Genomic DNA, 24684 nt, shown 5'->3' with positions numbered 1-24684 from the left:
ATATGAAACAGGAGGTAATGGATTTGTGGCGGCTCTGTTTTGAGGATACGGAGGAGTTTATTCGCTTTTACTTTAGCAAGAAGTACAAGGAGGAGAATACTTTGGTCTACTGGGATAAGCAGGGCGATGTCATTGCGGCGTTACAAATGCCGCTCTATCCGATTACCTTTGCCGGAACTTTGGTGCAGGCGGGATATATTTCGGGAGCCTGTACTCATCCGTTAGCTCGGGCGCAAGGGGTCATGACGAAATTGTTGCAGGAGGCTTTCGGCGTGATGAGGAAACGAGGCATTCCGTTGAGCACGTTGATCCCGGCGAACGATCGGTTGTACGGTTATTACTGGAAGATGGGATACGCCACAGTTTTTGATTTCTCGCCGGAACAATATACTGTTTTGGATCGTCCTGTTCCGGGACATTTCCGGGTGGAGGCGGTACGGGACGAGGCTTTGCTGACGGACGATTTGTTCCGGTATTTCGAGCGTGCTATGCTTCGGCGTCCCTACTGTGTTCAGCATGACCGAGAAGATTTTGATACGATCATGGAAGATTTGCGGATTAGCGGGGGTGTCTTGATCGTGGTGTATGCCGGGGAGGATCATATTATAGGTATGGCATTTGCCGAACCTAGAGGCAATCACGTGTTGGTAAAGGATTGGTTGTTCGATACCGAGGACGTGAAACAGGCATTGTTATCAGGAGTGATGATGCACTTGGATGCGGCGGAAATACAATGTCGATCCTTGCCGACGGGTAAGAACGACGAGCATCGGGGAATGGCGAGAATATTGGACGTGGAGCAAGTGTTGCAGTTGTATGCTGTTCGTTATCCCGAGCAGCATTTTGTACTGAAAGTGACGGATGAACAGATCCCGGAAAACACGGGGATATACATTGTCGGGGAAGGCGGTTGTACCCGGAGAAACTCGGAAGAATTTGCCGTGGAACTTACCGTGCAAGAGTTAACCCAGTTGGTGTTCGGTTATTATCCGCAACGTTTCCCCGGGTTAGCTTCTTATTTCAAGTCCTTCCATCCTTTTATAAGTCTGATGTTGGATTGATTTTCCGGTTCTTGGAGGATTTTGAATTCACGATGTCTTCAATCTCTTCGATGTTGAGTTTCTTCACATTCGTGATGATCATATTTTCTTTTAAGAAATTACCATAGGTATTACATTCATTGATAATCGTCTCGAATATATCTTTCAATTCGGCATCAATGGGCAACAAGAGTGTAAACGTGATGTATTTCTCGAAATGCTCACAACTCTCTACTTCTCCTTTGGCTTTCGTGATTTCCAATTCTGTTTCCTTTTTGACGATATCCCATTGGAATGGTTGCATGACTATTCCGTCATTGGAAATGTAAACGCAAAAGTAACGTAACAAAGTACCATGACCTCCTAAACCGGTAGACACAAATACCGTGGACTCGTCCAGCAAAGAGGATTGTATTAGCATGCGCGATTGTTGCAATGCCACGGTAGCCCACTTTTTCAACGGGGTATCTTCTTTCTGGAATGCCTCTATTTTACGATATATGGCAATATCGTTAATTGTGGCTAATACTGCCAGTAGTTTCCTTTTTTTGTCCTCGCTGGTGGAATCTTCATATAATTGATCTGCCAATAGAGGAGCCTCCTCTGTCAATATTTTGAATTTTATCTTGTCTTTCATCAAAAATTCAAGAAGCGCCATGAAGTGGTGTTGTACTTCCACGTCAATTTCTTCTTCCATAATGTTGAGCTGTGAAGCGTTTTTTGCTAAAAACTCGTTCACGTTACTCCATTTCTGCTCGTCTTGGTTTTCTTTATCTTCTGCTTTCATATGACAAAAATAAGGTATTTATTGATTATACGGATTAAAAAAGAAAAGTTTTTATCGGCAATATGTATACCTTGTTAGATGCGGTTATACGTTTTAAATAAGCCTCTAAACCATGCCAATACTAGATAATTACATATATAAATCCGCTTTCAATTCCGTATTAATTCCACATCATTCCCGTTATGAACGCTATATGAACCCTATAGGAACGCTATACGAACCCTATATATAATAGCGTTCATAAAGGGTTATCATTGCATAATTAAAATACTTTAAACGCTATTATAGCGGAATTCATACGGAATTCATTCTAAAGTTATATAGGTTATGGATAGGAATTCATCATTATTTGCGGTTTTACTCGCTAACGGTACTTTAAAAACGAACGGGGGCACGTGCTATCTGCACGGGGACTTGGCTCTTTTAAATAGGTCTTAAAGTTTTTGAATTTGTTTTTTGCCGATATCAAAAGGGTATTTTTTAGAAAAAATGCTATATTTGACACGGAAACTTGTATGTGCTTTGTCTGATAATCTATAGAATAGACGATGGAAATGCTAGATGTAAAACGACCGGAGGTATTTGAGAAAATATTTCATGAATATTATGCATCGTTATGTTATTTCGCGAACAAGTTCGTGCAAGATGAGGATATGGCTAAGGATATCGTGCAAGAAGTGTTTGTCCGTTTTTGGGAATCTAAAGGGCGTTTCGAGAATCGGGTGGCGTTAAAATCTTTTTTGTATAGTTGCGTTCAAAACGGGGCGTTGAATTATTTGGATAAATTGCGTGTGAGGGAAAACGTCGGGAAGCAATTGGGATTGTCGGTTGAGGAGGCGGAAGATGTATTTCGTTTCGAGGTGGAGGCGGATGTATTTGAGGAAATTTTTGTCGCTATAGAGGAGTTGCCCGAGGAATGCAGGCGTATTTTTAAAATGAGTTATATTGAATTTTTGGACATAAAGACGATTTGCGAGCGGCTGGGGGTGGCGGAGTCGACCGTGAAAACCCAACGACAACGGGCAAAGAAATACCTGAAAGAGCGCTTGCAACACCTTTATTTACTGTCGTCACTTATTTTTTTCTAATTTTTTTTCTAATTCTTGTCATCCTTTTTCAAGTTTATCTGTTTTAGTACATGAAGAGATTAAAATCGTGTATTTTCATTACGGTTGATTGATTTGTAAAATGAAGGAAACGATGAGAATGATGAAGAATAAATTGGCAGAACGGAATCGGAGCAAGATTGTGCGTTCGTTGTTAGAATATTTTACCGGGGAAGGAGATCCAAGCCAACGGGAGATACTGGAGAATTGGTTGGGTGAGGATGAAAAGAACAGGGTTTTATTCGAGCAATTGAATGACGAGAGCTATGTTCAGGAGGGGGTGGAAGAATTTCGGCGATATGATTCCCGGGAAGGATGGCAAAAAGTGGAAGGTAGGATCCGTGTCCGGCGCCGGAGATTACTTGTGAGGTGGAGTTATGCGGCATCTGTAATTATTTTGTTCGGGGTGGGAATCATCGCTTGGAATGTGTTTTCGGAACGTGGGGAAAAAACTTCGGTGGTGCATACCGTGTTGCAGGAGGATATCGCCCCGGGGAGTTCACGGGCTATACTGGTGTTGGAATCAGGAGAGACGATTTTTCTGGGACGGGAACGGGATTCATTGACACGAGGCGTGACGGGAGAGAGTTTCGTGAATGACGGGGAGCGGTTGATCTATTCCGGTGTGGAGGAAAAAAAGGCTAAGATTCACACGTTGCAAATTCCGCGGGGAGGAGAATACACGCTGTGTTTGTCTGACGGAACGAAGATTACGTTAAATGCTAATTCGAAAATACAATATCCGGACCGGTTTACTGGCAGGGAGCGTTGGGTGGAACTCGAGGGAGAGGCTTATTTTGAGGTGGCTAAAGATAGCGGGCATCCGTTTGTCGTGAGATCGAGGGGGGCGGAAGTCCGGGTGTTGGGAACATCCTTTAATGTGAAGTCATACCGGGGAGAGGCGCAGCAGACCACGTTGGTTGAAGGTGCTGTAGAAGTGGCGAACGAACAGCGAAAGGTGCGACTTATGCCGGGAGAACAAGCTGTATGGGAGGGAAATGATTTCCGGGTGAGGGAGGTGAATACGGCTTCTTACACGGCATGGACAAAGCAGCGGTTGGTGTTTGATAATGAGCCGTTAGAGGGGGTGTTGAAAATATTGCAACGTTGGTATGATGTTGAAATTTGCATTGAGAATCCTTCGTTGAAGGAGGTTCGTTTCACGGCGGATTTGCCAAGATACGAACATATCAAAAAGATATTGGATTTGTTGGAAATGACAACCGACGTGAAATTCGAGTTAAATGAAAATGTTTTGAGTGTGAAGAAAGAGTGATATAAAAAACAACAGGGAAATGTTGCTAGCATTTCCCCGTGGTGTCAAGTAACGTCATATTGCTAGTATGACATTATTTAGTAACTATAATATTTATTGCAAATCTATGAAAAAAAAACGAGATTATGACATCGGGAGAGAATCTTATGTCATAAAAAAAATGATTAGGGTTATGAAAATTTTTAGTCTTTTGTTGTGCTTGTCTTTGTCTTCGGTCTTTGCTAATTCATCGGCACAGGTTCGCTTGAGTTTGGAGATGAAAGAGGTTGCCTTGAAAGAAGTATTTGATGAAATTATGCGGTTGACGGACTACAAATTCGTTTATAGCAATAATGAATGTGAAAGAGCCGGAAAAATAAGCGTGAACGTGAAAGATGAGGAATTGGAGGATGTAGTACGGATGTGTTTAGCGGGTACGAAGTTGGGGTTCCGGATTGAGGATAAACTAGTGTTGATTTCTCCGAAGTTGTTCATAGATGAGAAGAAGAAGGATGACAAGAAGCCGGTTGTGGCGAAAGGGCTTGTCGTGGATAAGGATAAGTTGCCTCTTCCCGGCGTGACCGTGATGTTGAAGGGAACGACGATCGGGAGTGTCACGAATGTGAATGGGGAGTTCTCTCTCGTGATTTCAGATACCACGAAAGCCGAGTTGCTTTTTACTTTCGTGGGGATGAAGTCTGTAACAATGAAATATATGGACCGTCCTAAAAAGGGCGTGTGGACCATTACGATGGAGGATGATATGGTGGCTATGGATGAAGTTACCGTGGTGAGCACGGGATATGGTGACGTGGACCGCCGTCGGTTAACCAGTGCGGTAACTTCTTTGAATATGGACGATATTATGGTACCCGGTTTTAGTTCCGTGGACCAGATGTTGGAAGGGCGTATTCCGGGTATGATTTTTATGCAAAATTCAGGGCAAGTTGGTGCGGCACCGCGGGTGCGGATCCGTGGAAATTCCACGGTGATCGGTAACCAGGAGCCGTTGTGGGTTGTGGATGGTATCGTGCAGAGCGATCCGGTAAACGTGGATCCGGCTCAGTTGAACGACTTGGATTTCGTGAATTTGCTGGGGAATGCTATTTCCGGATTGAACCCGGAGGATATCGAACGGATTGACGTGTTGAAAGATGCGGCAGCCACGGCTATATATGGAACAAGGGCAGCCAATGGGGTGATCGTGATCACGACAAAAAAAGGAAAAGTTGGAAAACCGACCGTTTCGTACGCCTTTACGGGAACTTTCTCCCGTCGTCCTTATTATTCGGACAAGACGGTGAATTTGATGAATTCCAAGGAGCGGGTGGAGGCTTCCCGGGAGTTGTTCGAACGTCAGATCGGTTATAATAATGTAACGAATTTCGTGGGATACGAAAAAGCTTATTTGGATTATCAGGCTGGTTTGATAGACTTCACAGAGTTCAACCGTTTGACGGATTATTACGAAACGTTGAACACGGATTGGTTTGACGTGTTGTTGCAAAATTCGTTCTCTCACAAGCACACGTTGAGTTTGAGCGGGGGAAGTGAAAATATTCGTTATTATGCGTCCGTGGGGTATAATGATCAAAGAGGTGTGATCCGGAAGGAAAAGAATGACCAGTTCACTGCCAATATGAAGTTGAACGGGACGTACGATAAATTGCAGTTCCAGTTCAACATGAATTTCAATAATTCCAAGAAACATTACACGCCGAGCGTGGACGGGGTGAGCGTGACGCAATATGCTTACCAGACGAACCGTGCGTTGCCGGCTTATAATCCCGACGGGTCCCGTGCTTTTTACCAGTTTAGTGAGGTCGATCTGTATAGTGATATACTATTTAATATGGAGAACGAGATGGATAAGACCTACCAGGAGATAGAGGGTAACGCGGTTAATTTGACCGGGCTCGTGAAATACACGTTCTGGAACGTGCTGAGTGTGGAAGGAACGGCATCTTATTCATCCAGCGTGACCAACCAGGATGAGATTTATGAAGAGGGATCGTATTATGTCGAGAAGTTGAGAAATGGCGGGGAGGCTCCTAAAAATGAATGTCCCGTGGGAGGGGAGTGGAATAATAAAATCACGCGTCAGAACTCGTGGCTGGCTCGTTTGCAATTGAATTATTCGCAGTATTTGGAGGATAAGCATTTTCTGACAGCTTCTTTGGGTGGTGAGCTTTCTTCTAAAAAATATAACAACGTGTCGATGGTGCAGCGGGGATATTATCCTGACCGGGGGTTGAGTTTCGGGACGTTGGAGGACGAGGATTTGATTGCCAGTAGTTATTGGAGCCAATATTCTGCTTACCGGAAGTGGTTGGTGAAAAATGTACCCACGATATCGCAAAGTAAAACGAATTTAGGGTCGTTGTATTTTTCGGCAAGTTATACTTACAATAATTTGTACACCATTAATTTCAATACCCGTATGGATATTTCCAACCAGTTCGGTTCACGCAGCCGGGAGAAGTTGTTGCCGATTTGGTCTGTGTCCGGGCGTTGGGATATTGGCAGGCAGTTCTGGGCTGGGAATAGCAATGTGAACGAGTTGGCTTTGAAATTGTCTTACGGGCATCAGGGAAACATGATTGACGGTCAGACTTCCAAGATGATTATCAATAAAGGATCGACTCATTCCTACTTGGGTGGATTCCAGTCGACGGTGAATGCATTCCCGAATCCTGATTTGAAATGGGAAACCACGGCTTCCTATAATGCGGAATTGGTGTTCTCGCTATTGGAGAACAAGATCTCGGGATCCGTGGGATACTTTTACAAGAAAACGACTGATGCTTTCCTGACAAAAACGATTTCCATGATTAATGGTCGCAGTAGTTACACGGTGAACGAGGGAAGCTTGGAAAACCAAGGCGTGGAGGTGACGTTGAGTTTTATGCCATTCAACCAGCAGTTGACCGCAAGCGGGAAACGCGGTTTCGTGTGGCGTTTCGACCCGCAGATCGGACAGGTTGTGAATAACCTGGTGAACAAGGCGATCAATAATCAGAATAATATTTTGCGGGACGATGTGACTTACGAAGACTTTCTTAATGGTAACGTGGAAGTGGCGGGAGAACCCTTGGAAACGTTCTTCTCGTATCGTTTCAAAAAATTGAGTTCCGTGGATGGAAGTCCTATTTATTACGGGATGGAAGAGGAGAACGCGGATGAGTTGCATGCCAAATATAATAGTATGAATAACGAGGATGTGATTTTGGCGGTGATGGAACCGAGTGGCACCCGGATTCCGGTGTTGCAGGGAGGGTTTTCCAATTATTTCGGGTATCGTCAATTCGGGCTGTCGTTTAATTTTACTTATAGCTTGGGAAACAAAATCCGCATGTTGAAATTGTGTGAAGATTTTAATATCCGTCCTTACCCGCAGAAAAATATGCGTAAAGAGTTCGTGAACCGTTGGCGCCGTCCGGGTGACGAAGAAAAAACCAATATCCCGGGGCTGGTCGCTAGCAATAGTTTCAATTCCCCGTGGTGGAAGAATCAATGGGATGCTACTTATGAATTTGCAGGTAATAATGTATATGCGATGTACGATTATTCGAATATTCGCGTCGTGAAGGGGGATTATTTGAAATTGCAATCCTTGTCGTTGCGCTATAACGTGGAGGATAAGATTTGTAAAAAGTTGGGGTTGAAGTCCGCTTACATTAATTTGTCCGGAACGAACCTCTTTACCTGGCAAAGTAAAAAAGCGAAGGGCATGGATGTGACGTCGCAATCGGGAAGTTCATCCGTGATTAACTTGTCTGTCCGCCCGACCTATTCTTTGTCTTTGAATGTAACTTTCTAATTTGGAAATTATGAATACATTAAAAATATTTGTTTTCGCGTTGATTGTCGGATGTGCATTGACGGCTTGTGAAGATTTTTTCGAGGAGACCTCTCAAAATCAAGCTTACGTGTCGAGTGTAGTGGATCTGGATGAATTGCTGAAAGGAGAAGCGTATATTAATGAAGAGGGTTTCTCTCAAAGTATGTATTACGGGGGAAGCACCAATCGGGTCATGTCTCAGACGAGTCGCTATTTCCCGTGGATTCACGTGTTGGATGATGATGTAACGGAATTCGCGGAGGGATATCATGGTCAGAAAGATTCTTGGATACGGGCAAATGCCGCTTCAGCTTACACGTGGCAACCCAATCCTTTTGTAAATAAAGATGCTGTAGAGTATGCGGCAGATGATTGGAACAAGGCGTATAAACGCATCGCCGTGTTGAACTCGATTATTTACGAGCTGGATGACGTGAGAGAGGGAGCTCAGGATACTTTGGCGAACCGGGTGGAAGGAGAAGCCCGATTTCTGCGGGCTTATTACTACTATTGGTTAGTGAATATTTACGCCCAACCTTATAACAAGGAGCGTGCCGCAAGGGAGTTGGGAGTTCCGCTGAAGATCTCGGAAGTGGTTGAAGATAAATACTTCTCCCGGAATTCGGTGAAAGAGGTGTATGACCAGATACGCACTGATTTGCGCCGTAGTGTCGAGGCGTTCCGGGATGCCCAGACACCTGCCCGTCCGAATAAAGCAAATTACACGGCAGCTTGTATATTGATGAGCCGGGTAAGCCTTTACATGGAGGAGTACGAGGATGCTATTGCTTACGCAGATTCTGCCATTGCCCGGGGACGTCATTCGATTCTGGACATTAATGGATTGAAAGCGGGAGATAGTTTTACATACGAGAGTTCCCCGGAAACGGTCTTCACGATGGGCGGGTATATCATGAACCAGATACACCAACCGGATAGTGCCGGTCGTTTCGGTTATAAATATTCTGTGGCTTCCGCTTACAAATCGTCCGCAGATTTGTTGAATTGCTATCACGCGAACGATTTACGCCGGCAGATTTTCTTCACGGCAGCCCATTGGGATAAAACGGCATTCCTGTGCTGGAAGAATCGTGAAACATCGGGACGAATTGGAGATTACATGTTGTTCCGTTTGCCCGAGGCTTACTTGAATAAAGCTGAAGCCCAAGCTATCTTGGGAGATGAATCCGGAGCGAAGCAGACATTAAATGTGTTGCGGGAGAAACGTTTCCTTGCGGAGAATATGCCGGCGATCGAGAGCGAGATGGCTGCCAGCGGGGAGAATTTGGTGGCTTTCGTCCGGAGCGAGCGGCGTCGGGAGCTTTGTTACGAGGGACACCGGTGGTTTGATTTGCGCCGTTACGCGGTAAATGCAAAACATCCTTTCACGAAGGTTATCCGTCATGACGTGAGAGAGTGGCAAGGTGCCGCATCGGTTGCGGGATTTTATACCACCGTGGGATATTACGAAATCGATACGCAGAAAGATCAGGTGGTGTTTGCCTTCCCGTTGCCTCAGAAAGAGATTATTTTTAACAAGGGAGAATTGGAGCAAAACGAGGCTCGTCCGGAACGGGAAATGGTACGTTATTAATTTTAAAGTGTTGATATGATGAAAAAGTTGTATTATATAGGATTGTTTTTTATGTTTCTCTTGATCTGGGGATGCGACAAAGAAGATGATTTGACGCCCTCCGGTCACGAGAAAGAATGGATGATTATTGAAGATTCGGATGATCCGCTGGATAAATTGCGTTACGAGATATTCCGGGACTATGGGGTACCCACGTATTATAACGACACGATCGGGAGTGAGGAGCGAGTGGATATGTTGGGAAACACGTACACGTATTATGAACGTTTGAAAATCTTCTATTATCCGGGAGGGGCTACTTCGTCGAATTATTCCGGTGCTATCCTCGATTTTGTCGACGAGGATGTGCGTGAGTCGGTATTGATTCCGGTGTTGGAGAGTTTTAGGGATAAGATATTCGCTCGTTTTGAAAAAGGAACTCGTTTGCCTGCTTTTTTCTTCGCGGATTCGATAGGAACTGTTAATTTGTGGGGAGAATATAATAGAGTTGAGTCTTATTATGGATATAACACCTTCGCGGTGAATTTGGATTCGTTGCCGTTTTTGGGAGTAGAAAAGTTCACGAGTAAAACGTTGACGACTTATTTTACCGGTTTGTTGTCATCCTCTGCCCAATCTGGTTGGAAGAGTGCATTTTTGAACGTAACGAAAAGTTTGAAGCAGGGGTTAGAGTATTCTTCTAGCATGGAGTCTTATGCGGCTGTCTCTTTAGTAGAGGCTTTGCAAGGGACGAAATTCACACGTAAGGAGGAATTGGGTTTTGTCGTTTCTTGCAATAGCAAAAGTGGCGTGGAATCGATACCCACGGAAAGTATAGATCTCTCTTCTTATATTGATAAAGTGTTGACTTATACGGAAGTGAAGTTTGAAGAGGAGTACGGGGAGTTTGAACCGGTGATGGTAAAGTTCCGGATGATGAGGAACAAATTGGTCGAGTTGGGGTATTTGTTAAAGAATTAATTATTTATACAATAAAAACAGTATAAGCATGATGAACACAATCATGCTTATACACAAAGTAAATCACAAAAAATAGAATTATGAAAAAAAGTATTGTATTGTTGTTGGTGGCGTTATTTTTGATGCCACTTGGGGGCACGCTGTATGCAGCTTCGAAAAAGAAGAAAGAAAAAGGGAAAACAGAGGAAGCAGCCCCGGCAAAGAAAGAAAGCAAGTATGACAAGTTGTTGAAAAAGCCGGGGGTGAAAACTGTAAAGGGGGATTTTATCACGTTGCACCGTGTCGGGAATAAGGTGTATTTCGAATATCCGGTAAAATATATGGGACGGGAATTGTTGATTGCTTCTACCATTTCTGAAACGAGTAGCCCGACCTTGTGCACGGTAGGGTATAAGCCTTCTGCTCCGTTACACGTGAGGTTCGATTTGCAGGATAGTACTATTTTCCTGAGGAGTGTAAATTCTCTCGTGGAATACAACGAAAAAGAAGCTAATTTGAAAGAAGCTGTAGAGGAAAATTATATCGATCCTTACATGAAGAAGTTTACCCTTGAGGCTTATAATGCGGACAGTTCTGCCGTTGTTTTCAACGTGTCGTCCTTGTTCGTGGATAATGTACCCGAGTTGGCTCCTATTTCGAAAATGTCTTCCGGGATGATTTCTATCAGTGCTACCCCTAAGTCGGAGTTGTTTTCTTTAGGAGAAATGAAAGCATTCGAGGATAATGTATCCATCGCGACCAACACGACCCATTCCGTGAGTGCTTCTTTGTTTATTTTTACAATTAACTTAGGAGATGTTTCTAACAAGGTGACTCGTACCGTGTTGTTGTTGCCGGAAGACAAGGATCGGATGAAACCGAGAATCTCGGATTCCCGTATCGGTATTTTCTTGACAGGAAAGCAACGTATTTCAACCGAGGAGGATGGAATTCAATCCTATACGTTTGCCAATCGTTGGCGTTTGGAGCCTAAGGATATGCGTGCATGGGAACGAGGAGAGTTAGTGGAACCGGTGAAACCTATTGTTTGGTATGTTGACAATACTTTCCCGGAAGGGTGGAAAGAACCGATTCGCAAAGCTGTTTTGAGATGGAACCAAGCATTCGAGAAGATCGGTTTTAAAAATGCCCTTCAAGTGCGAGACTTCCCGACGGCAGAAGAAGACCCTAATTTTGATCCGGATAACTTGAAATATTCTTGTATCCGTTATTCCCCAGTGAAAACGATGAATGCCATGGGACCGTCTTGGGTAGATCCGAAAACGGGAGAAATTATAAACGCTTCCGTGTTGGTTTATAACGACGTGGTGAAATTGAATAACATGTGGCGTTTCACGCAGACGGCGCAAATAGACCCTCGCGTGCGTGCTAAAAAACTGCCTAAAGAAGTGTTGGACGAGTCTTTGGAATACGTGGTAGCTCACGAGATCGGACACACGTTGGGATTGATGCATAATATGTCAGCTTCCCATGCTTACCCAGTGGATTCTTTGCGGAGTGCATCGTTTACACAGAAATATGGAACGACTCCTTCAATTATGGATTATGCCCGCTTTAACTATGTGGCACAGCCCGGGGATAAAGGTCTGAAGTTAACACCTCCTGTACTTGGTTGCTATGACGAATACGCTATAAAATGGTTGTACTCTCCCATTGCCGGTAATTTGGATGTAAGAGAAGAGGCTAAAATCTTGGAATCATGGGTAGATGAAAAAGCCGGAGATCCTCGTTATCGTTATGGAAGACAGCAAGTTTATGCTCGTTATGATCCGAGTGCCGTGGAGGAAGATTTGGGAGACGACCCGATGAAAGCCAGCGAATATGGTATCAAGAATCTGAAATATATTATGGCTCATTTGAATGAGTGGATTGCGGATGACGCTTCTACCGCTCATCGTCAGTTCTTGTATGAAGGTATTGTTACGCAATATTATCGTTATTTGATGAACGTGTTGTATAACGTGGGAGGTATTTATCTGACGGAAGTGAAAGACGGAACTCCGGGAGCTCGTTATCAAGCCGTGGATGCAAAATGCCAAAGTGCTTCTTTGAAATGGGTAGTGAAACAATTGTGTGATAGCGAATGGTTGAAAAATAAAGATGTGGTTTCTAAATTCGGTTTATCCGCTACTCAAGTAAACGATAAAGTATACGGATTGGTGATGCAGAATATACTGAAGGCAGATGCGAAAGTACTTGTTTCTTCGCATGTAGCCGGAGGTGATTACACGCAAGCTGATTATTATAATGACTTGTATTCTGCCGTATTTGCCAACACGATTAAGGGTAAGAAGTTGACGGACCTGGAAAAGACTATGCAACGCGGAGTATTGGCTGAATTTGCAAAACAGGTGCAGACGTTGAAAGGAACTAGCAAAAAATTGACGAACGTGGCAGCCTACACGCCTTCTATTGAAGAGGTGTTCGCGTATGGTTTGGACGAAAGTGGATTCTTGGCTTGTTTTAAAGAGCAATTATCGGCCATCGAGCAAGAGTATGGCAATGGAGTTGTTATGGAGCAATTGAAATTGCATCAATTCGGTGACACTTATGGTTATGGATTCCAAAAGGAAGTGAACGCACAATTGTATGACGAGTCTTTGGCTCATTATACGACGATGTATGTTAAAATACTTAATTTAGTGAAATCTAAGGTTCTTACTGCCCATAAAGATGATCGTCCGCATTACCAAGCTTTATTGGTTGCTTTAGAAACTTTGAAAAAATAGTATTTTCATACGATTATTATAAATAGATGTTGAAAAGGGAGCCATGAATATTCGTGGCTCCTTTTTCGTGTATCGATATTTTTCTGTGTTTATTTAGAAAAAATAAAAATAATATCCTACCTTTGTTTCGCGAAACCAGAAAGATGCAGATATGTTATTGTCAGAATTGAAGACCGGCGAGAGCGCCGTGATAACGAAAGTGAAAGGATACGGGGCATTCCGTAAACGTCTGAATGAAATGGGATTTGTGCGGGGGAAAGTGGTAAAGGCTGTAAAGAACGCCCCTTTGAACGATCCTATCGAGTACGCGATCATGGGTTACGAGATCTCTTTGAGGCGGCAGGAAGCGGCTTTTATCGAGATCGTTTCTTTGGCAGAAGCCAGTGATATTGTAGGTATTGAGGCTACGGCAAGGGATGCGGAAGAAGCTTTTGCAAAACACTGGGAAGGACGGGACAAACATATTCACGTGGCTTTCGTGGGAAACCCGAATGCGGGAAAGACTACCTTATTCAATTACATGAGCGGTTCGCAAGAACACGTCGGGAATTACGGGGGAGTGACCGTGGATGCCAAGAAAGCGAGTTTCCGTTTTAACGGCTACGAGTTCAACGTGGTGGACTTGCCGGGTACTTATTCTATATCTGCATATTCAAACGAGGAAAAATACGTGCGGGAATATATTATGAACCATGCTCCCGACGTGGTGATCAACGTGGTCGATGCTTCTAATCTGGAACGTAATCTTTACTTGTCTACCCAGTTGATCGATATGGACGTAAAGGGTGTAATCGCCTTGAATATGTACGACGAGCTGGAACGTTCGGGTGCGACTTTCAATTACCGGGAGATGGGGAAGATGATCGGGATGCCGATGATGCCGACCATCGGTTCGAAAGGAAAAGGCGTGAAGGAATTACTGGAAGAAGTTATCGAGGTGTACGAGGGAAGAAGCGAGATCGTGCGGCATATCCATATTAATTACGGGAAAGAGATTGAGGATGGAATTGTTGCTATTCGAGCCGAATTGGAGAAGGAAAAAGAACTGACTTGCCATATGTCACCCCGTTTCATGTCGTTGATGTTACTCGAGGGCGATAAAGAAATCATGCGTTTCGTGCAACAGGATAAATTCCGGGAAAAATTGATGGATACAGTACAAGAGAATGTCTGCCGTATAGAGTCCACGTTCGGCGAGAGCGTGGAGGCGGTGGTTACCGACACGAAATACGGCTTTATCTCCGGTGCTTTGAAAGAAACTTACCGGGAAAGTCCCGTCAATCGGCGGCGTAAAACGGAATATATAGATGCTATCGTGACGCATAAATTATTCGGGTTCCCGATATTCCTGTTGTTTTTGTTTACAACATTCTTTGCCACCTTCAGCCTTGGGAGTTATCCCATGGAGTGGATCGAGGCGGGAGTGGGAGCCTTGGGGGAATTTGTGGATACTCACATGAGTGCGGGACCGCTGAAGGACTTGCTGGTAGACGGAATTATCGGCGGAGTCGGCAGCGTGATCGTGTTCTTGCCGAATATATTAATTCTGTTCCTGTTCATTTCTTTTATGGAAGATACGGGATATATGGCGCGTGCGGCGTTTATCATGGATAAGATCATGCACAAGATCGGTCTTCACGGGAAGAGTTTTATTCCGATGATTATGGGCTTCGGGTGTAACGTGCCGGCAATCATGTCTACGCGTATGCTGGAGAATCGTAGCGATCGGATATTAACGATATTGATTAATCCCTTTATGTCTTGTAGCGCCCGCCTTCCGGTGTATATTTTACTGGTCGGGGCTTTCTTCAAGGAGTATGCGGCATTGGTATTGTTCGGGATTTATCTGGTGGGTATTATTGCGGCAATCGTGATGGCGAAATTGTTTAAGCGGTTGCTTTTCCATAAACAGGAAGTGCCTTTCGTGATGGAACTTCCGCCTTATCGTATGCCGACTTTGCGTACCACGGTTCGCCATATGTGGAGTAAAGGGGAGCAATACCTGAAAAAGATGGGAGGAATCATCATGTTTGCTTCCATATTGATTTGGGCTTTGGGATATTTCCCGGTGGATAAGGAGTTGGAAACGGAATACGATCGGCAAAAAGCGGAGGTCGTTGCAGCCTACGAGGTCGAGATTGCTTCGGGTACCGGTGATGTTGCGCGATTGAAAAATGAACGGGAAGACAAGCTGGAAAGCCTGCATCGGCAGGAAGTGACCAAGCGTCAGGAAAATTCATATATCAGCCGTATCGGACGGGCTATGGAACCCATCTGGGCACCTCTGGGCTTTGATTGGAAGGCTGGTGTGAGTTTGCTGACCGGGGTCGCTGCCAAGGAAATCGTGGTAAGCACGATGGCAGTGCTTTATCAAGGGGAAGAAGTGATGGAGGACGATGAAGCCTCGAACTCAACACTGGCGATGCGTATGCGGGAGCATGGGTTTATACCTGTCGTGGCTATCGTGTTTATTATTTTCGTGTTACTCTATTCTCCCTGTTTTGCGGCGTTGATCGCAACCGGGAAGGAAATCGGGGCGAAATGGGCATTCTTCGTCATGGGATACACGACCGTGCTGGCGTGGGTCGTTTGTTTCGTGCTAAAACAAATATTGGACTTGTTGATGTAAAGGTGATGCAAATTATATTGACATATATTATTATTGCCGTGGCGTTGGTCTTCGCAGGGAGAAGTGTCTATCGGTTATTTCGTTCGGCTCGCAAGAAAGGCGGATGCGGCGATTGTTGTAGTTGTGGAACTACGGCGGGTAGGAAAAAAACGTTTGTATTCAACGCCGGGAAATCGGCAAAGGAACAGGAAGGGAAATGACATAAAAAAAGCTGCTTTCAAAGCAGCTTTTTTATATTAGTGTTTGTGTCTGCGCTCGTCAGAAACAGTCAGTTTTTTTCTTCCTTTAGCTCTTCTTCTAGCTAGAACTGCTCTACCATTAGCGGTAGACATTCTTTCTCTGAAACCATGTTTGTTTCTTCTCTTTCTGTTGGATGGTTGAAATGTACGTTTCATTATGATATCATCTTATGTTATTATTTTCTCACTTCGGACTGCAAAATTAGGTATTTTTTTTATTGTGCCAAAGAAAATCGGGAAATTATCTTCGGTTAATTTGAAGTTTATCACAACAAAGTTAGTATTTTGTCGTATACTTTTTCAAGGAAGATATGAAAAAACATACTCTAATATTTGTTTTATTGAATTAGATTATTAACTTTAAGCCAATTTACAAAGAGACCTATGAGACAGTTAAAAATCAGCAAACAAATCACTGGCAGGGATTCTTTCTCGATCGAAAAGTATTTGCAGGAGATTGGAAAGATCGACGTGTTGTCGCCGGACGAGGAGGTTGCGCTAGCTAAGAAAATACGAGCCGGGGACAAAGCCGCACGCGAGCTTCTGGTGAAGAGCAATCTTCGTTTCGTGGTTTCTGTGGCGAAGCAATATCAAAACAACGGCATGAGCCTGGGTGATTTGATTAACGAGGGGAATCTTGGTTTGATCAAAGCGGCAGAATGCTTTGATGAGACGAAAGGTTTCAAATTCATTTCTTATGCCGTGTGGTGGATTCGCCAGTCCATCTTGCAGGCGATAGCCGAAAACTCGCGTTTGGTACGTTTACCTTTGAATAAGATCAGTAATATCAACAAGGTGAACAAGTTCTTCTTCCGGCTGGAACAAGAGTTTCAACGGGAGCCGACAGCCGAGGAAATCGCCCAGGAGATGGATATACCGGAAAAAGAAGTGAAGGACAGTATGCGGATAGCGAGTCGTCCCTTGTCGATGGATGCTCCTTTGACAAATGATGAGGATTCGTCCAGCTTGTACGACGTGATGATTACCAACGACAACTCCGTGCCGGAGGCGGAGAGGGAATTGAATGCCGATTCGTTGCGAACGGAGATAGACCGTTATCTATCCACACTGGATGAGCGGGATGCCACGATCTTGCGTATGTACTACGGGTTGGGCGGTTACACTGCCATGTCCCTGGAAGAGATCGGCGATCGGGTGGGGCTCACCAGCGAGAGAGTACGTCAAATTAAATCGAAGTCTATTAGAAAATTAAAGAGCACATATCGTTGTAAACGATTGAAAACCTATCTATAAGCCTGGTTAACAGGCAGAATGTTACAGGTCGTAACTTATGGATGGACGGTTGTTGTAAATTGTAACTGATTAGATTATAATTTGTAACAATCAGAAAGATGTATTTGTCCGAAAAAGTCTCTTGAAATACTTTTCTTTTCATCAAATATTGTATATTTGTTCCCCGTTTGAGAAAACTACTTAAAGCGGGGAAAAACGTTTGCATTTAAATCAATCTCCCAATTAAGAAGTTAGTTTTCAATTGTTTATTATAAGTTTTAACCTTCTAAAGAAGAACCTTATGGGAAAATATGAATTAAACAAGAATTTGGCGCAAATGCTCAAAGGTGGGGTTATCATGGATGTAACCAATGTTGAACAGGCAAAGATTGCCGAGGCTGCCGGGGCATGTGCTGTTATGGCACTGGAAAGAGTGCCGTCGGATATTCGTAAAGATGGCGGTGTCGCCAGAATGTCAGATCCGCAAATGATTAAGGCGATCAAGAACGCCGTGTCTATTCCTGTAATGGCTAAAGTGAGAATCGGTCATTTCGTAGAAGCCCAGATATTGGAAGCCATTGGCATCGATTATATTGACGAGAGTGAGGTATTAACGCCTGCTGATGATTTGTATCACGTGGACAAAACTCAATTCCAGGTGCCTTTTGTTTGCGGATGCCGTAACTTGGGCGAAGCCTTGAGACGTATCGGTGAAGGTGCTTCCATGATTCGTACTAAGGGTGAAGCCGGAACAGGAAACGTGGTTGAAGCTGTAAGACATATGCGTCAGTTGAACAATGATATCCATCAGGTACAAGCTGCTCCGGCAGAGGCATTGATGACGCTTGCCAAAGAAATGGGAGCTCCCTACGATCTCGTGAAATTCGTACATGAGAACGGGAAATTGCCCGTGGTGAACTTTGCAGCCGGTGGTATTGCCACTCCTGCCGATGCTGCTTTGATGATGCAATTGGGTTGCGAGGGAGTCTTCGTGGGTTCCGGTATTTTCAAATCCGGTGATCCTGCCAAGAGAGCAAGAGCTATCGTTTTAGCCACGACTTACTACAACGACCCGGTTAAATTGGCTGAATTATCCGAGAACTTGGGCGAACCGATGTCCGGGTTAGAGATTTCCAAATTGGAGAACAAATACGCCGAGAGAGGCTGGTAATAATAGGTTAAAAAATTCATTCGGCAGGCATTTTGCCTGCCGAATGAATTTTGTAATTTTTATGGCAATGAAAAAGATAGGTATTTTAGGATTTCAAGGTGCAATCATCGAGCATGAGCGTCAGATTGAAGCGTTAGGGCATGAACCAGTGATCGTGAGATACCCGGAGCAATTGGATGTCATCGATGCGATAATCTTGCCGGGAGGGGAGAGTACGACCATGGGTAAACTTCTGAATCGCACGGGACTGATGGCTCCTTTGCGTGAAAAGATCATCGGGGGACTGCCGGTTTGGGGTACTTGCGCGGGCATGATCTTGTTGGCGAAAGAACTGGTGAATGATTCGGTGACCCACTTGGGTGTTATGAATATAGCCGTGCGGCGTAATGCTTACGGTAGCCAGATTGATAGTTTTTCCACGAAACAAGTGATTCCGGCTGTCTCTTCAAAAGAGATAGAGTTGGTATTTATTCGTGCTCCTTATATCACGAAAGTCGAGAATGGGGTAAAAGTATTGTGTGAAGTGGACGGGCACGTGGTTGCGGCAGAAGAAGGAAATATGCTGGTAACTTCATTTCACCCGGAACTTACCGAAGACCTTACGTTTTTGAAGTACTTCATTTCCAAAATAAAGTAATTTATAAAGTTTATAAAGTATCATTCTATGGAATGGCTTTATGAACTTTATAAACTCTTTTTACATCGCTTTTTCCAGTTCTTCAGCTGTCAGGGTCGCAGTTCCTATCTTTTGTACCACGATGCCTGCCGCAATGTTAGCTATACGGATAGATTCTTTTATGCCATTGCCTGCAGTCAGGGCTAATGCCAAGGCGGCAACTACCGTGTCCCCGGCTCCGCTCACGTCGAACACTTCCTGCGAGTGTGTCGGAATATGTATGGTTTCTTGTTTGTTGACTAAACTCATACCTTTTTCGCTCCGGGTGACAAGTATGGCTTCCAGCCCGTATTGCCGGATGATTTCTTTCGCAGAAGTTTCTACCGCATGATCGTCATTGTCGACGGGATGCCCGATGATGTCCCCGAGTTCCTTCACGTTCGGCGTGATAAGGTCAGCCCCAGTGTATTTTGCCCAGTTTTGTCCCTTAGGATCCACGATAACTTTAACCTCGTGTTGTTTTGCCACTGTGATTAGGAACGTGCAAAATTCCTCGGAAACCATGCCTTTCCCGTAGTCGGAGATCACGAGGGTAGGAATTTCATGGATTAGTTTTTCCAATTGTACTTTAAATTCCTCTTTTGTCTTCTCGGGAATTTCCAGGTGTTGTTCGTAATCCAGACGTACGATTTGTTGGCGTCCCCCGATGATCCGGGCTTTCGTGATCGTGGGTTGTTCCGTTTTGATAAATTCCGTTCGGATTCCCTTGCGGTGCGCCATCCGTTCGATTTCCTTTCCGAAAAAATCGTACCCCACGGCTCCGCATAAGATCGCTTGTCCGCCAAGACTGCTGATATTGTTCGCCACGTTGGAGGCTCCGCCTAGTCGTGATTCTTCCCGCACGATATTCACGATTGGTACGGGGGCTTCCGGCGAAATCCGTTCTACCTTTCCGAAATAGTATTTGTCGAGCATCACATCCCCGACGATCAATATTTTACAGTTACTGAAGTCCATGATGGAAATTTAAAGTTTATGGATTCTGTGATTTCTCTTCACCGCCGAACATCATCAGGTAAGCCTTGATGAATTCGTTGATTTCTCCGTCCATCACGCCTTGCACGTCGGATGTCTGGTAGTTGGTGCGGTGGTCTTTCACCCGGCGGTCGTCAAACACGTAACTACGGATTTGAGAACCCCATTCAATCTTCTTTTTCGTGCCTTCGATCTTGTCCAGTTCCTCCTGCCGTTTCCTGAGTTCCAGTTCGTACAATTGAGCTTTCAACAACCGCATGGCATTCTCCCTGTTTTGCAACTGAGAACGGGATTCCGTGTTCTCGATCATGATGCCCGTGGGGGCGTGGCGCAATCGTACTCCGGTCTCCACCTTGTTCACGTTCTGTCCTCCGGCACCTCCGCTTCGGAATGTGTCCCAGCTGATATCCGCGGGATTGATCGTGATCTCGATCGTGTCGTCCACGGCGGGATAGACAAACACGGAGGCAAAAGATGTCATCCGTTTGTTCGAGGCGTTGTAAGGCGACAACCGCACGAGGCGATGCACTCCGTTCTCCGATTTCAGGTAACCGTAAGCGTAATCCCCCTCGAATTCAATGGTTGCCGATTTGATACCCGCTTCTTCGCCTTCCTGGTAATCCACGTGTTTCACCTTGTAGCCGTTTAATTCTCCCCAGCGCACGTACATTCGGTAGAGCATACTTGCCCAGTCCATGCTCTCGGTTCCCCCGGCTCCGGAATTGATCTTCATGATAGCACCAAAGTGGTCTTCTTCCCGGCGCAACATATTTTTCATTTCAATGTCTTCCAGAATCCGTACGGTTTCCTTGTATTGCGCATCCACCTCTTCCTCGGTAGCTTCGCCTTCCTTGGCGAAGTCGAACAGTACTTGCAGATCTCCCACTGCGGCGGTCACTTGCTCGTATCCCTCGATCCAGGATTTCAGTTCCCGAACCTTTTTCATCAGGGTTTCTGCTTCCTTCGGGTTGTCCCACAAGGAAGGGTTTTGCGTTCTTAATTCTTCTTCAGCGAGTTGTATCTTCTTCCCGTCGATGTCAAAGATACCTCCTCAATGCTTCACCTCTTTCTGCCAGTTCTTTTATGTGGTCGATTGTGATCATTGTGTTTTTAAGTTTATGGACTTTATAGATTGTAAAAAGGGGGATCCCCCTTTTTATCTTTTATTCATTTTACTATTCATCGGGAAGTTCTTGTTTATCCGGTTACTCGTTACGGGCTTTCCGGTCAACGTGTTCTCCACCATGCTTTGTATTTCTTGTGCGAAAGCGTCTTCACCACTGCTTCTTGCCCAATCCATCAACATACGCAGGATATACATACTATTTTGTTCGTCTCTTTCCAGCATTTTTCTGCGGTTAGTTGACTGCGCCTGGATGTATCTCAACGTTTGGGCGTTATCCATGGCAAGAGCCCATGCCAGGTCGTTTGCTTTTTCGTTTTCTCCCGCCGTGTAATAGATCGGGATATAATACAACAAGAAGTTATCAGCAGGAACTTGATATAAAGGAATTTCTTCCAGCGATTTATCAAGAACCTTCACGGCTTCTTGCATTTTCGATGAATCGATGATTTCATTCACCACGGAGTCCTTGAGCATCACGGTTTCTTTCACGGCTTCTTCTACTAGCTTTTGGGCTAGGCGCAAGAAGGTATTCCGGTATTTCATCACTGCGATCGTGTTGTCGTGAAAATGGTCAATGTTTACTTGCGGGTCTTTGATATTTCCCCAGATAAATTTATTCATCAGGTTGTCGTACAACACGTTTGAGTTGATGCGACCGAACTCGTAGTAAGCGTTCTTTTCGTCCGTTTTGATCGGAACAACCCGGTAGCCCGCTCCTTCCAGCTGGAAATATTTATCGAAGCCCATGTAGCTGTCTTGTCCCATTCCAATACCGAAGTACACGGGGCGTTCCCAGTTGTTGGTCGCCAGGATGTCTAGCACCATGAGTTGCGATTTGTTCAGGGAGTTTCCAGTCAGTTTAATTTCTACCTTGTCCACGATTTCATCGGCGTCCTCCGGTTGCACGGTGCCGTTGGCAAGTACTTTCTCTTTATCCACAGGGAGATAGAGGTTTCTTGTCGGGATATAATTCAAAGGTTCGCCCTGGTAGCGGCGTGTTTTGTATTCTGCGCCGTCTTGAGCAACGAAATCCATCACTTCAGCGATACTGAACGGTTTTTCGGTTCTCTCCTCGATAGCCACGAAATCGCGTACTCCCGCATGGTATTCGTCTTTCGTGAAAGAGATCGGTACACCGGGGGATTCATATGCTTTCCGTTTCATTTGGTCGATATACCAGTCACCGGCGAGCAAACTCAGGTTCACGATGCGCACGTCCCGGCGGAAACCTTCCACCTCTTGGGCGTACCACAACGGGAAGGTGTCATTATCCCCATATGTGAACAGGATGGCGTTCGGGGCGCACGTGCTCAGGTAGTTCTTCGCATGCGCGATCACGGCATAGCGCCCGCTACGATCGTGGTCGTCCCAGTTTTGTGCAGCCATGTTCACCGGTACGGCAAGCAGGCAGACAGCCGTCACTGCGATAGCGGCATTGCGGGGTTCCATCTTCTTGCGGAGAATCTCCCAAAGGTAGAGTACCCCGAATCCAACCCAGATGGCAAAAGCGTAGAACGATCCCGCATAAGCGTAATCCCGTTCCCGCGGCTGGTAAGGATACTGGTTCAGGTAGAGCACGATGGCGATACCCGTGAGGAAAAAGAGCAGCATGACCACCCAAAAGTCTTTCTTCCCTTGCTGCCCTCGCTGGTACTGGTAGAACATACCCAGTAACCCGAGAATGAAGGGCAGCATAAAATATTTGTTGTTTGCCTTGTCGTTTTTCAACGTGTCAGGCATCACGCTTTGGTTGCCCACGAGTATATTGTCGACAAAGGGAATACCCGTGATCCAGTTCCCGTAGCGTGGGTCTCCGTGTCCTTGAATATCATTCTGTCGCCCCGAGAAGTTCCACATGAAATACCTTAGATACATGTGCCCGAGCTGGTAACGGAACATGAATTTCAGATTTTGCCCGAAAGTCGGTTTTTGGCGGGTTTGCCCGTCCACGGAGTACATCGGACCGGCAGGTTGTCCCACCCATTCGATATAGGCTTGCGGGTCGCGTGCCGTACTGTACATACGCGGCAATACGGTGCAGAAACGAGGATCGTACTTCAATTCGGTCTTGTATCCCACAACATCATACTTCCCTGTTTTCTCGTTTTGGTAATAGATCGGACCGCCTTCCTCGATGTCAATGACAGGAGCGTTATAATAAGGTCCGTATACTAGCGGCTCTTGCCCGTACTGGTCACGGCTTATATAAGACAGGAGCGCAAATACGTTGTCCGGGCTATTTTCGTCAATCGGGGGATTGCTCACGGAACGGATAACAACCATAGCGTAAGAAGAATAGCCGATCAGCATAACCACGAAGCAGGTCAGAATCGTGTTGACTACCGTGTGATTGTGTTTCAACGTGTAATAGATTCCATAAGCCAGTCCTCCAATGAGGAGAACAGCGTAAACAGCAACACCCGAGTTGAACGGCAAGCCAAGGCTATTGACAAATAGTAACTCGAACCACCCGGCAATGATGATCACGTACGGGATTACGCCCCACAGGACAGCCCCGAGGATCACGCAGGATATAGCAGCAGCCTTAATGACACCCCATTTAGTTGTTTCGTATTTCTTGAAATAATAAATAAACACGATTGCGGGAATAACCAGCAAGTTCAACAAGTGAACCCCGATAGATAACCCGATCATGTATGCGATAAATACCAACCAGCGGTTGGCGTAAGGTTGAAAAGCCACGTTTTCCCATTTCAGGATAGCCCAGAACACAACGGCAGTGAACAACGACGACATGGCGTAAACTTCGCCTTCCACGGCGGAGAACCAGAACGTGTCGCTAAACGTGTAGCATAACGCACCGATCAATCCTGCACCCATGATGGCATACAATTGTCCCGGGGTGTAATCCTCGTCTTTTTTTACCACCACTTTCTTGGCTAGATGCGTGATTGTCCAAAATAGGAACAATATCGTGAAGCCCGAGCATAATGCCGACATGATGTTGATCATATAAGCCTGTGTTTCCGGGGATGGGGCAAAAATAGCGAACAGCCGTGAAATAATCATGAACAAGGGAGCCCCGGGAGGGTGCCCTACCTGTAGTCCGACTGATGTCGTGATAAACTCGCCGCAGTCCCATAAGCTGGCTGTCGGTTCTGCCGTAAGAATGTAAGTGATACTGGCGATCATGAACGCCACCCATCCGGTGACATTATTGATGAACCTGTAACTTAACGAGGGGTGATTTTTAATGTTGCACATGCTTCTCCTTCTTTGAATTTATATTTCTTGTTAGTAATCAAGGATATCCTAAATTTGTTCCTTTTCAACCGCACGAAAATAGCAATTTTCTTTTAATT

At 45.1% G+C, this 24684-nt stretch carries 17 protein-coding genes; 12 read left to right on the top strand and 5 right to left on the bottom strand.

The genetic code is table 11. From position 1 onward, the window contains the following. Window positions 1–2 precede the first annotated feature (2 nt). Complete coding sequence (locus A3CY_RS0107040) at window positions 3–1061, top strand: GNAT family N-acetyltransferase (RefSeq protein WP_026207406.1); 1059 nt, start codon at window positions 3–5, stop codon at window positions 1059–1061. Here A3CY_RS0107040 and A3CY_RS0107035 read toward each other — a convergent pair. Next, window positions 1039–1827 carry a hypothetical protein gene (locus A3CY_RS0107035; RefSeq protein ID WP_018337208.1) on the bottom strand — a complete coding sequence of 263 codons (789 nt, stop codon included), beginning with the start codon at window positions 1825–1827 and terminating at the stop codon, window positions 1039–1041. The genes A3CY_RS0107040 and A3CY_RS0107035 overlap by 23 nt on opposite strands. Window positions 1828–2375: 548 nt before the next feature. Here A3CY_RS0107035 and A3CY_RS0107030 point away from each other — a divergent pair. The 8 genes from A3CY_RS0107030 to A3CY_RS20420 all read left to right on the top strand — a co-directional run bounded on the left by A3CY_RS0107030 (window position 2376) and on the right by A3CY_RS20420 (window position 16141). After that, window positions 2376–2915, top strand: a complete 540-nt coding sequence (locus A3CY_RS0107030) for an RNA polymerase sigma-70 factor (RefSeq protein ID WP_018337207.1) — start codon at window positions 2376–2378, stop codon at window positions 2913–2915. A gap of 112 nt (window positions 2916–3027) precedes the next feature. Further along, window positions 3028–4209 carry a FecR family protein gene (locus A3CY_RS0107025; protein WP_169503574.1) on the top strand — a complete coding sequence of 394 codons (1182 nt, stop codon included), beginning with the start codon at window positions 3028–3030 and terminating at the stop codon, window positions 4207–4209. 172 nt (window positions 4210–4381) lie between these two features. Then, on the top strand, window positions 4382–8008 hold the full coding sequence (locus A3CY_RS0107020) for a SusC/RagA family TonB-linked outer membrane protein (protein WP_240388127.1): 3627 nt from the start codon (window positions 4382–4384) through the stop codon (window positions 8006–8008). Window positions 8009–8018: 10 nt separating this feature from the next. Next, window positions 8019–9623 carry a RagB/SusD family nutrient uptake outer membrane protein gene (locus A3CY_RS0107015; protein ID WP_018337204.1) on the top strand — a complete coding sequence of 535 codons (1605 nt, stop codon included), beginning with the start codon at window positions 8019–8021 and terminating at the stop codon, window positions 9621–9623. A gap of 15 nt (window positions 9624–9638) precedes the next feature. Continuing rightward, complete coding sequence (locus A3CY_RS0107010; RefSeq protein ID WP_018337203.1) at window positions 9639–10583, top strand: hypothetical protein; 945 nt, start codon at window positions 9639–9641, stop codon at window positions 10581–10583. Window positions 10584–10663: 80 nt separating this feature from the next. Next, window positions 10664–13312 (top strand): zinc-dependent metalloprotease, encoded by a 2649-nt coding sequence (locus tag A3CY_RS0107005; RefSeq protein WP_018337202.1) that lies wholly within the window; start codon window positions 10664–10666, stop codon window positions 13310–13312. 151 nt (window positions 13313–13463) lie between these two features. Beyond that, window positions 13464–15941, top strand: coding sequence for a ferrous iron transport protein B (gene feoB, locus A3CY_RS0107000; protein ID WP_018337201.1), 2478 nt, complete (start codon window positions 13464–13466; stop codon window positions 15939–15941). A 5-nt stretch (window positions 15942–15946) separates the two neighbouring features. Then, window positions 15947–16141: a FeoB-associated Cys-rich membrane protein gene (locus A3CY_RS20420; RefSeq protein ID WP_018337200.1), complete on the top strand. Its 195-nt coding sequence runs from the start codon at window positions 15947–15949 to the stop codon at window positions 16139–16141. Between the two features lie 36 nt (window positions 16142–16177). On the opposite strand, the gene rpmH is transcribed toward A3CY_RS20420, so the two are convergent. Continuing rightward, window positions 16178–16336: a 50S ribosomal protein L34 gene (rpmH, locus tag A3CY_RS22455; RefSeq protein ID WP_071595963.1), complete on the bottom strand. Its 159-nt coding sequence runs from the start codon at window positions 16334–16336 to the stop codon at window positions 16178–16180. Between the two features lie 228 nt (window positions 16337–16564). Between rpmH and A3CY_RS0106990 the strand changes: the two genes are divergently transcribed. The 3 genes from A3CY_RS0106990 to pdxT all read left to right on the top strand — a co-directional run bounded on the left by A3CY_RS0106990 (window position 16565) and on the right by pdxT (window position 19221). Then, complete coding sequence (locus A3CY_RS0106990) at window positions 16565–17434, top strand: sigma-70 family RNA polymerase sigma factor (RefSeq protein WP_018337199.1); 870 nt, start codon at window positions 16565–16567, stop codon at window positions 17432–17434. 280 nt (window positions 17435–17714) lie between these two features. After that, window positions 17715–18584 carry a pyridoxal 5'-phosphate synthase lyase subunit PdxS gene (gene pdxS / locus A3CY_RS0106985; protein ID WP_018337198.1) on the top strand — a complete coding sequence of 290 codons (870 nt, stop codon included), beginning with the start codon at window positions 17715–17717 and terminating at the stop codon, window positions 18582–18584. Window positions 18585–18651: 67 nt separating this feature from the next. Further along, entirely contained in the window at window positions 18652–19221 is a 570-nt protein-coding gene (gene pdxT / locus A3CY_RS0106980) for a pyridoxal 5'-phosphate synthase glutaminase subunit PdxT (protein WP_040371508.1), read from the top strand. Window positions 19222–19281: 60 nt separating this feature from the next. On the opposite strand, the gene rfaE1 is transcribed toward pdxT, so the two are convergent. The 3 genes from rfaE1 to A3CY_RS0106965 all read right to left on the bottom strand — a co-directional run bounded on the left by rfaE1 (window position 19282) and on the right by A3CY_RS0106965 (window position 24586). Further along, window positions 19282–20217 (bottom strand): D-glycero-beta-D-manno-heptose-7-phosphate kinase, encoded by a 936-nt coding sequence (gene rfaE1, locus A3CY_RS0106975; protein WP_018337196.1) that lies wholly within the window; start codon window positions 20215–20217, stop codon window positions 19282–19284. Window positions 20218–20233: 16 nt separating this feature from the next. Then, window positions 20234–21338, bottom strand: a protein-coding gene (gene prfB, locus A3CY_RS0106970; RefSeq protein ID WP_155828207.1) for a peptide chain release factor 2 whose coding sequence is annotated in 2 segments (ribosomal slippage) — window positions 20234–21274 and window positions 21276–21338 — 1104 coding nt in all. Because the reading frame shifts where the segments join, the coding sequence is not laid out codon by codon here. A 53-nt stretch (window positions 21339–21391) separates the two neighbouring features. Beyond that, window positions 21392–24586 (bottom strand): glycosyltransferase family 117 protein, encoded by a 3195-nt coding sequence (locus A3CY_RS0106965; protein WP_018337194.1) that lies wholly within the window; start codon window positions 24584–24586, stop codon window positions 21392–21394. Between the last annotated feature and the right edge of the window lie 98 nt (window positions 24587–24684).

The organism is Butyricimonas synergistica DSM 23225 (assembly GCF_000379665.1).
Taxonomy (GTDB): domain Bacteria; phylum Bacteroidota; class Bacteroidia; order Bacteroidales; family Marinifilaceae; genus Butyricimonas; species Butyricimonas synergistica.
Note: the sequence above shows the minus strand (reverse complement) of the source record. Positions and strands in the feature narration are given on the sequence as shown.

What these genes read in the sequence shown, in the direction of transcription:
- A3CY_RS20420 (WP_018337200.1), top strand. Translation starts at nt 15,947, where the DNA reads ATGCAAATTATATTGACATATATTATTATTGCCGTGGCGTTGGTCTTC.
- feoB (WP_018337201.1), top strand. Translation starts at nt 13,464, where the DNA reads ATGTTATTGTCAGAATTGAAGACCGGCGAGAGCGCCGTGATAACGAAA.
- rpmH (WP_071595963.1), bottom strand. Translation starts at nt 16,336, where the DNA reads ATGAAACGTACATTTCAACCATCCAACAGAAAGAGAAGAAACAAACAT.
- A3CY_RS0107030 (WP_018337207.1), top strand. Translation starts at nt 2,376, where the DNA reads ATGGAAATGCTAGATGTAAAACGACCGGAGGTATTTGAGAAAATATTT.
- pdxS (WP_018337198.1), top strand. Translation starts at nt 17,715, where the DNA reads ATGGGAAAATATGAATTAAACAAGAATTTGGCGCAAATGCTCAAAGGT.
- A3CY_RS0107020 (WP_240388127.1), top strand. Translation starts at nt 4,382, where the DNA reads ATGAAAATTTTTAGTCTTTTGTTGTGCTTGTCTTTGTCTTCGGTCTTT.
- A3CY_RS0106990 (WP_018337199.1), top strand. Translation starts at nt 16,565, where the DNA reads ATGAGACAGTTAAAAATCAGCAAACAAATCACTGGCAGGGATTCTTTC.
- A3CY_RS0106965 (WP_018337194.1), bottom strand. Translation starts at nt 24,586, where the DNA reads ATGTGCAACATTAAAAATCACCCCTCGTTAAGTTACAGGTTCATCAAT.
- pdxT (WP_040371508.1), top strand. Translation starts at nt 18,652, where the DNA reads ATGAAAAAGATAGGTATTTTAGGATTTCAAGGTGCAATCATCGAGCAT.
- A3CY_RS0107015 (WP_018337204.1), top strand. Translation starts at nt 8,019, where the DNA reads ATGAATACATTAAAAATATTTGTTTTCGCGTTGATTGTCGGATGTGCA.
- rfaE1 (WP_018337196.1), bottom strand. Translation starts at nt 20,217, where the DNA reads ATGGACTTCAGTAACTGTAAAATATTGATCGTCGGGGATGTGATGCTC.
- A3CY_RS0107005 (WP_018337202.1), top strand. Translation starts at nt 10,664, where the DNA reads ATGAAAAAAAGTATTGTATTGTTGTTGGTGGCGTTATTTTTGATGCCA.
- A3CY_RS0107025 (WP_169503574.1), top strand. Translation starts at nt 3,028, where the DNA reads ATGAGAATGATGAAGAATAAATTGGCAGAACGGAATCGGAGCAAGATT.
- A3CY_RS0107010 (WP_018337203.1), top strand. Translation starts at nt 9,639, where the DNA reads ATGATGAAAAAGTTGTATTATATAGGATTGTTTTTTATGTTTCTCTTG.
- A3CY_RS0107040 (WP_026207406.1), top strand. Translation starts at nt 3, where the DNA reads ATGAAACAGGAGGTAATGGATTTGTGGCGGCTCTGTTTTGAGGATACG.
- A3CY_RS0107035 (WP_018337208.1), bottom strand. Translation starts at nt 1,827, where the DNA reads ATGAAAGCAGAAGATAAAGAAAACCAAGACGAGCAGAAATGGAGTAAC.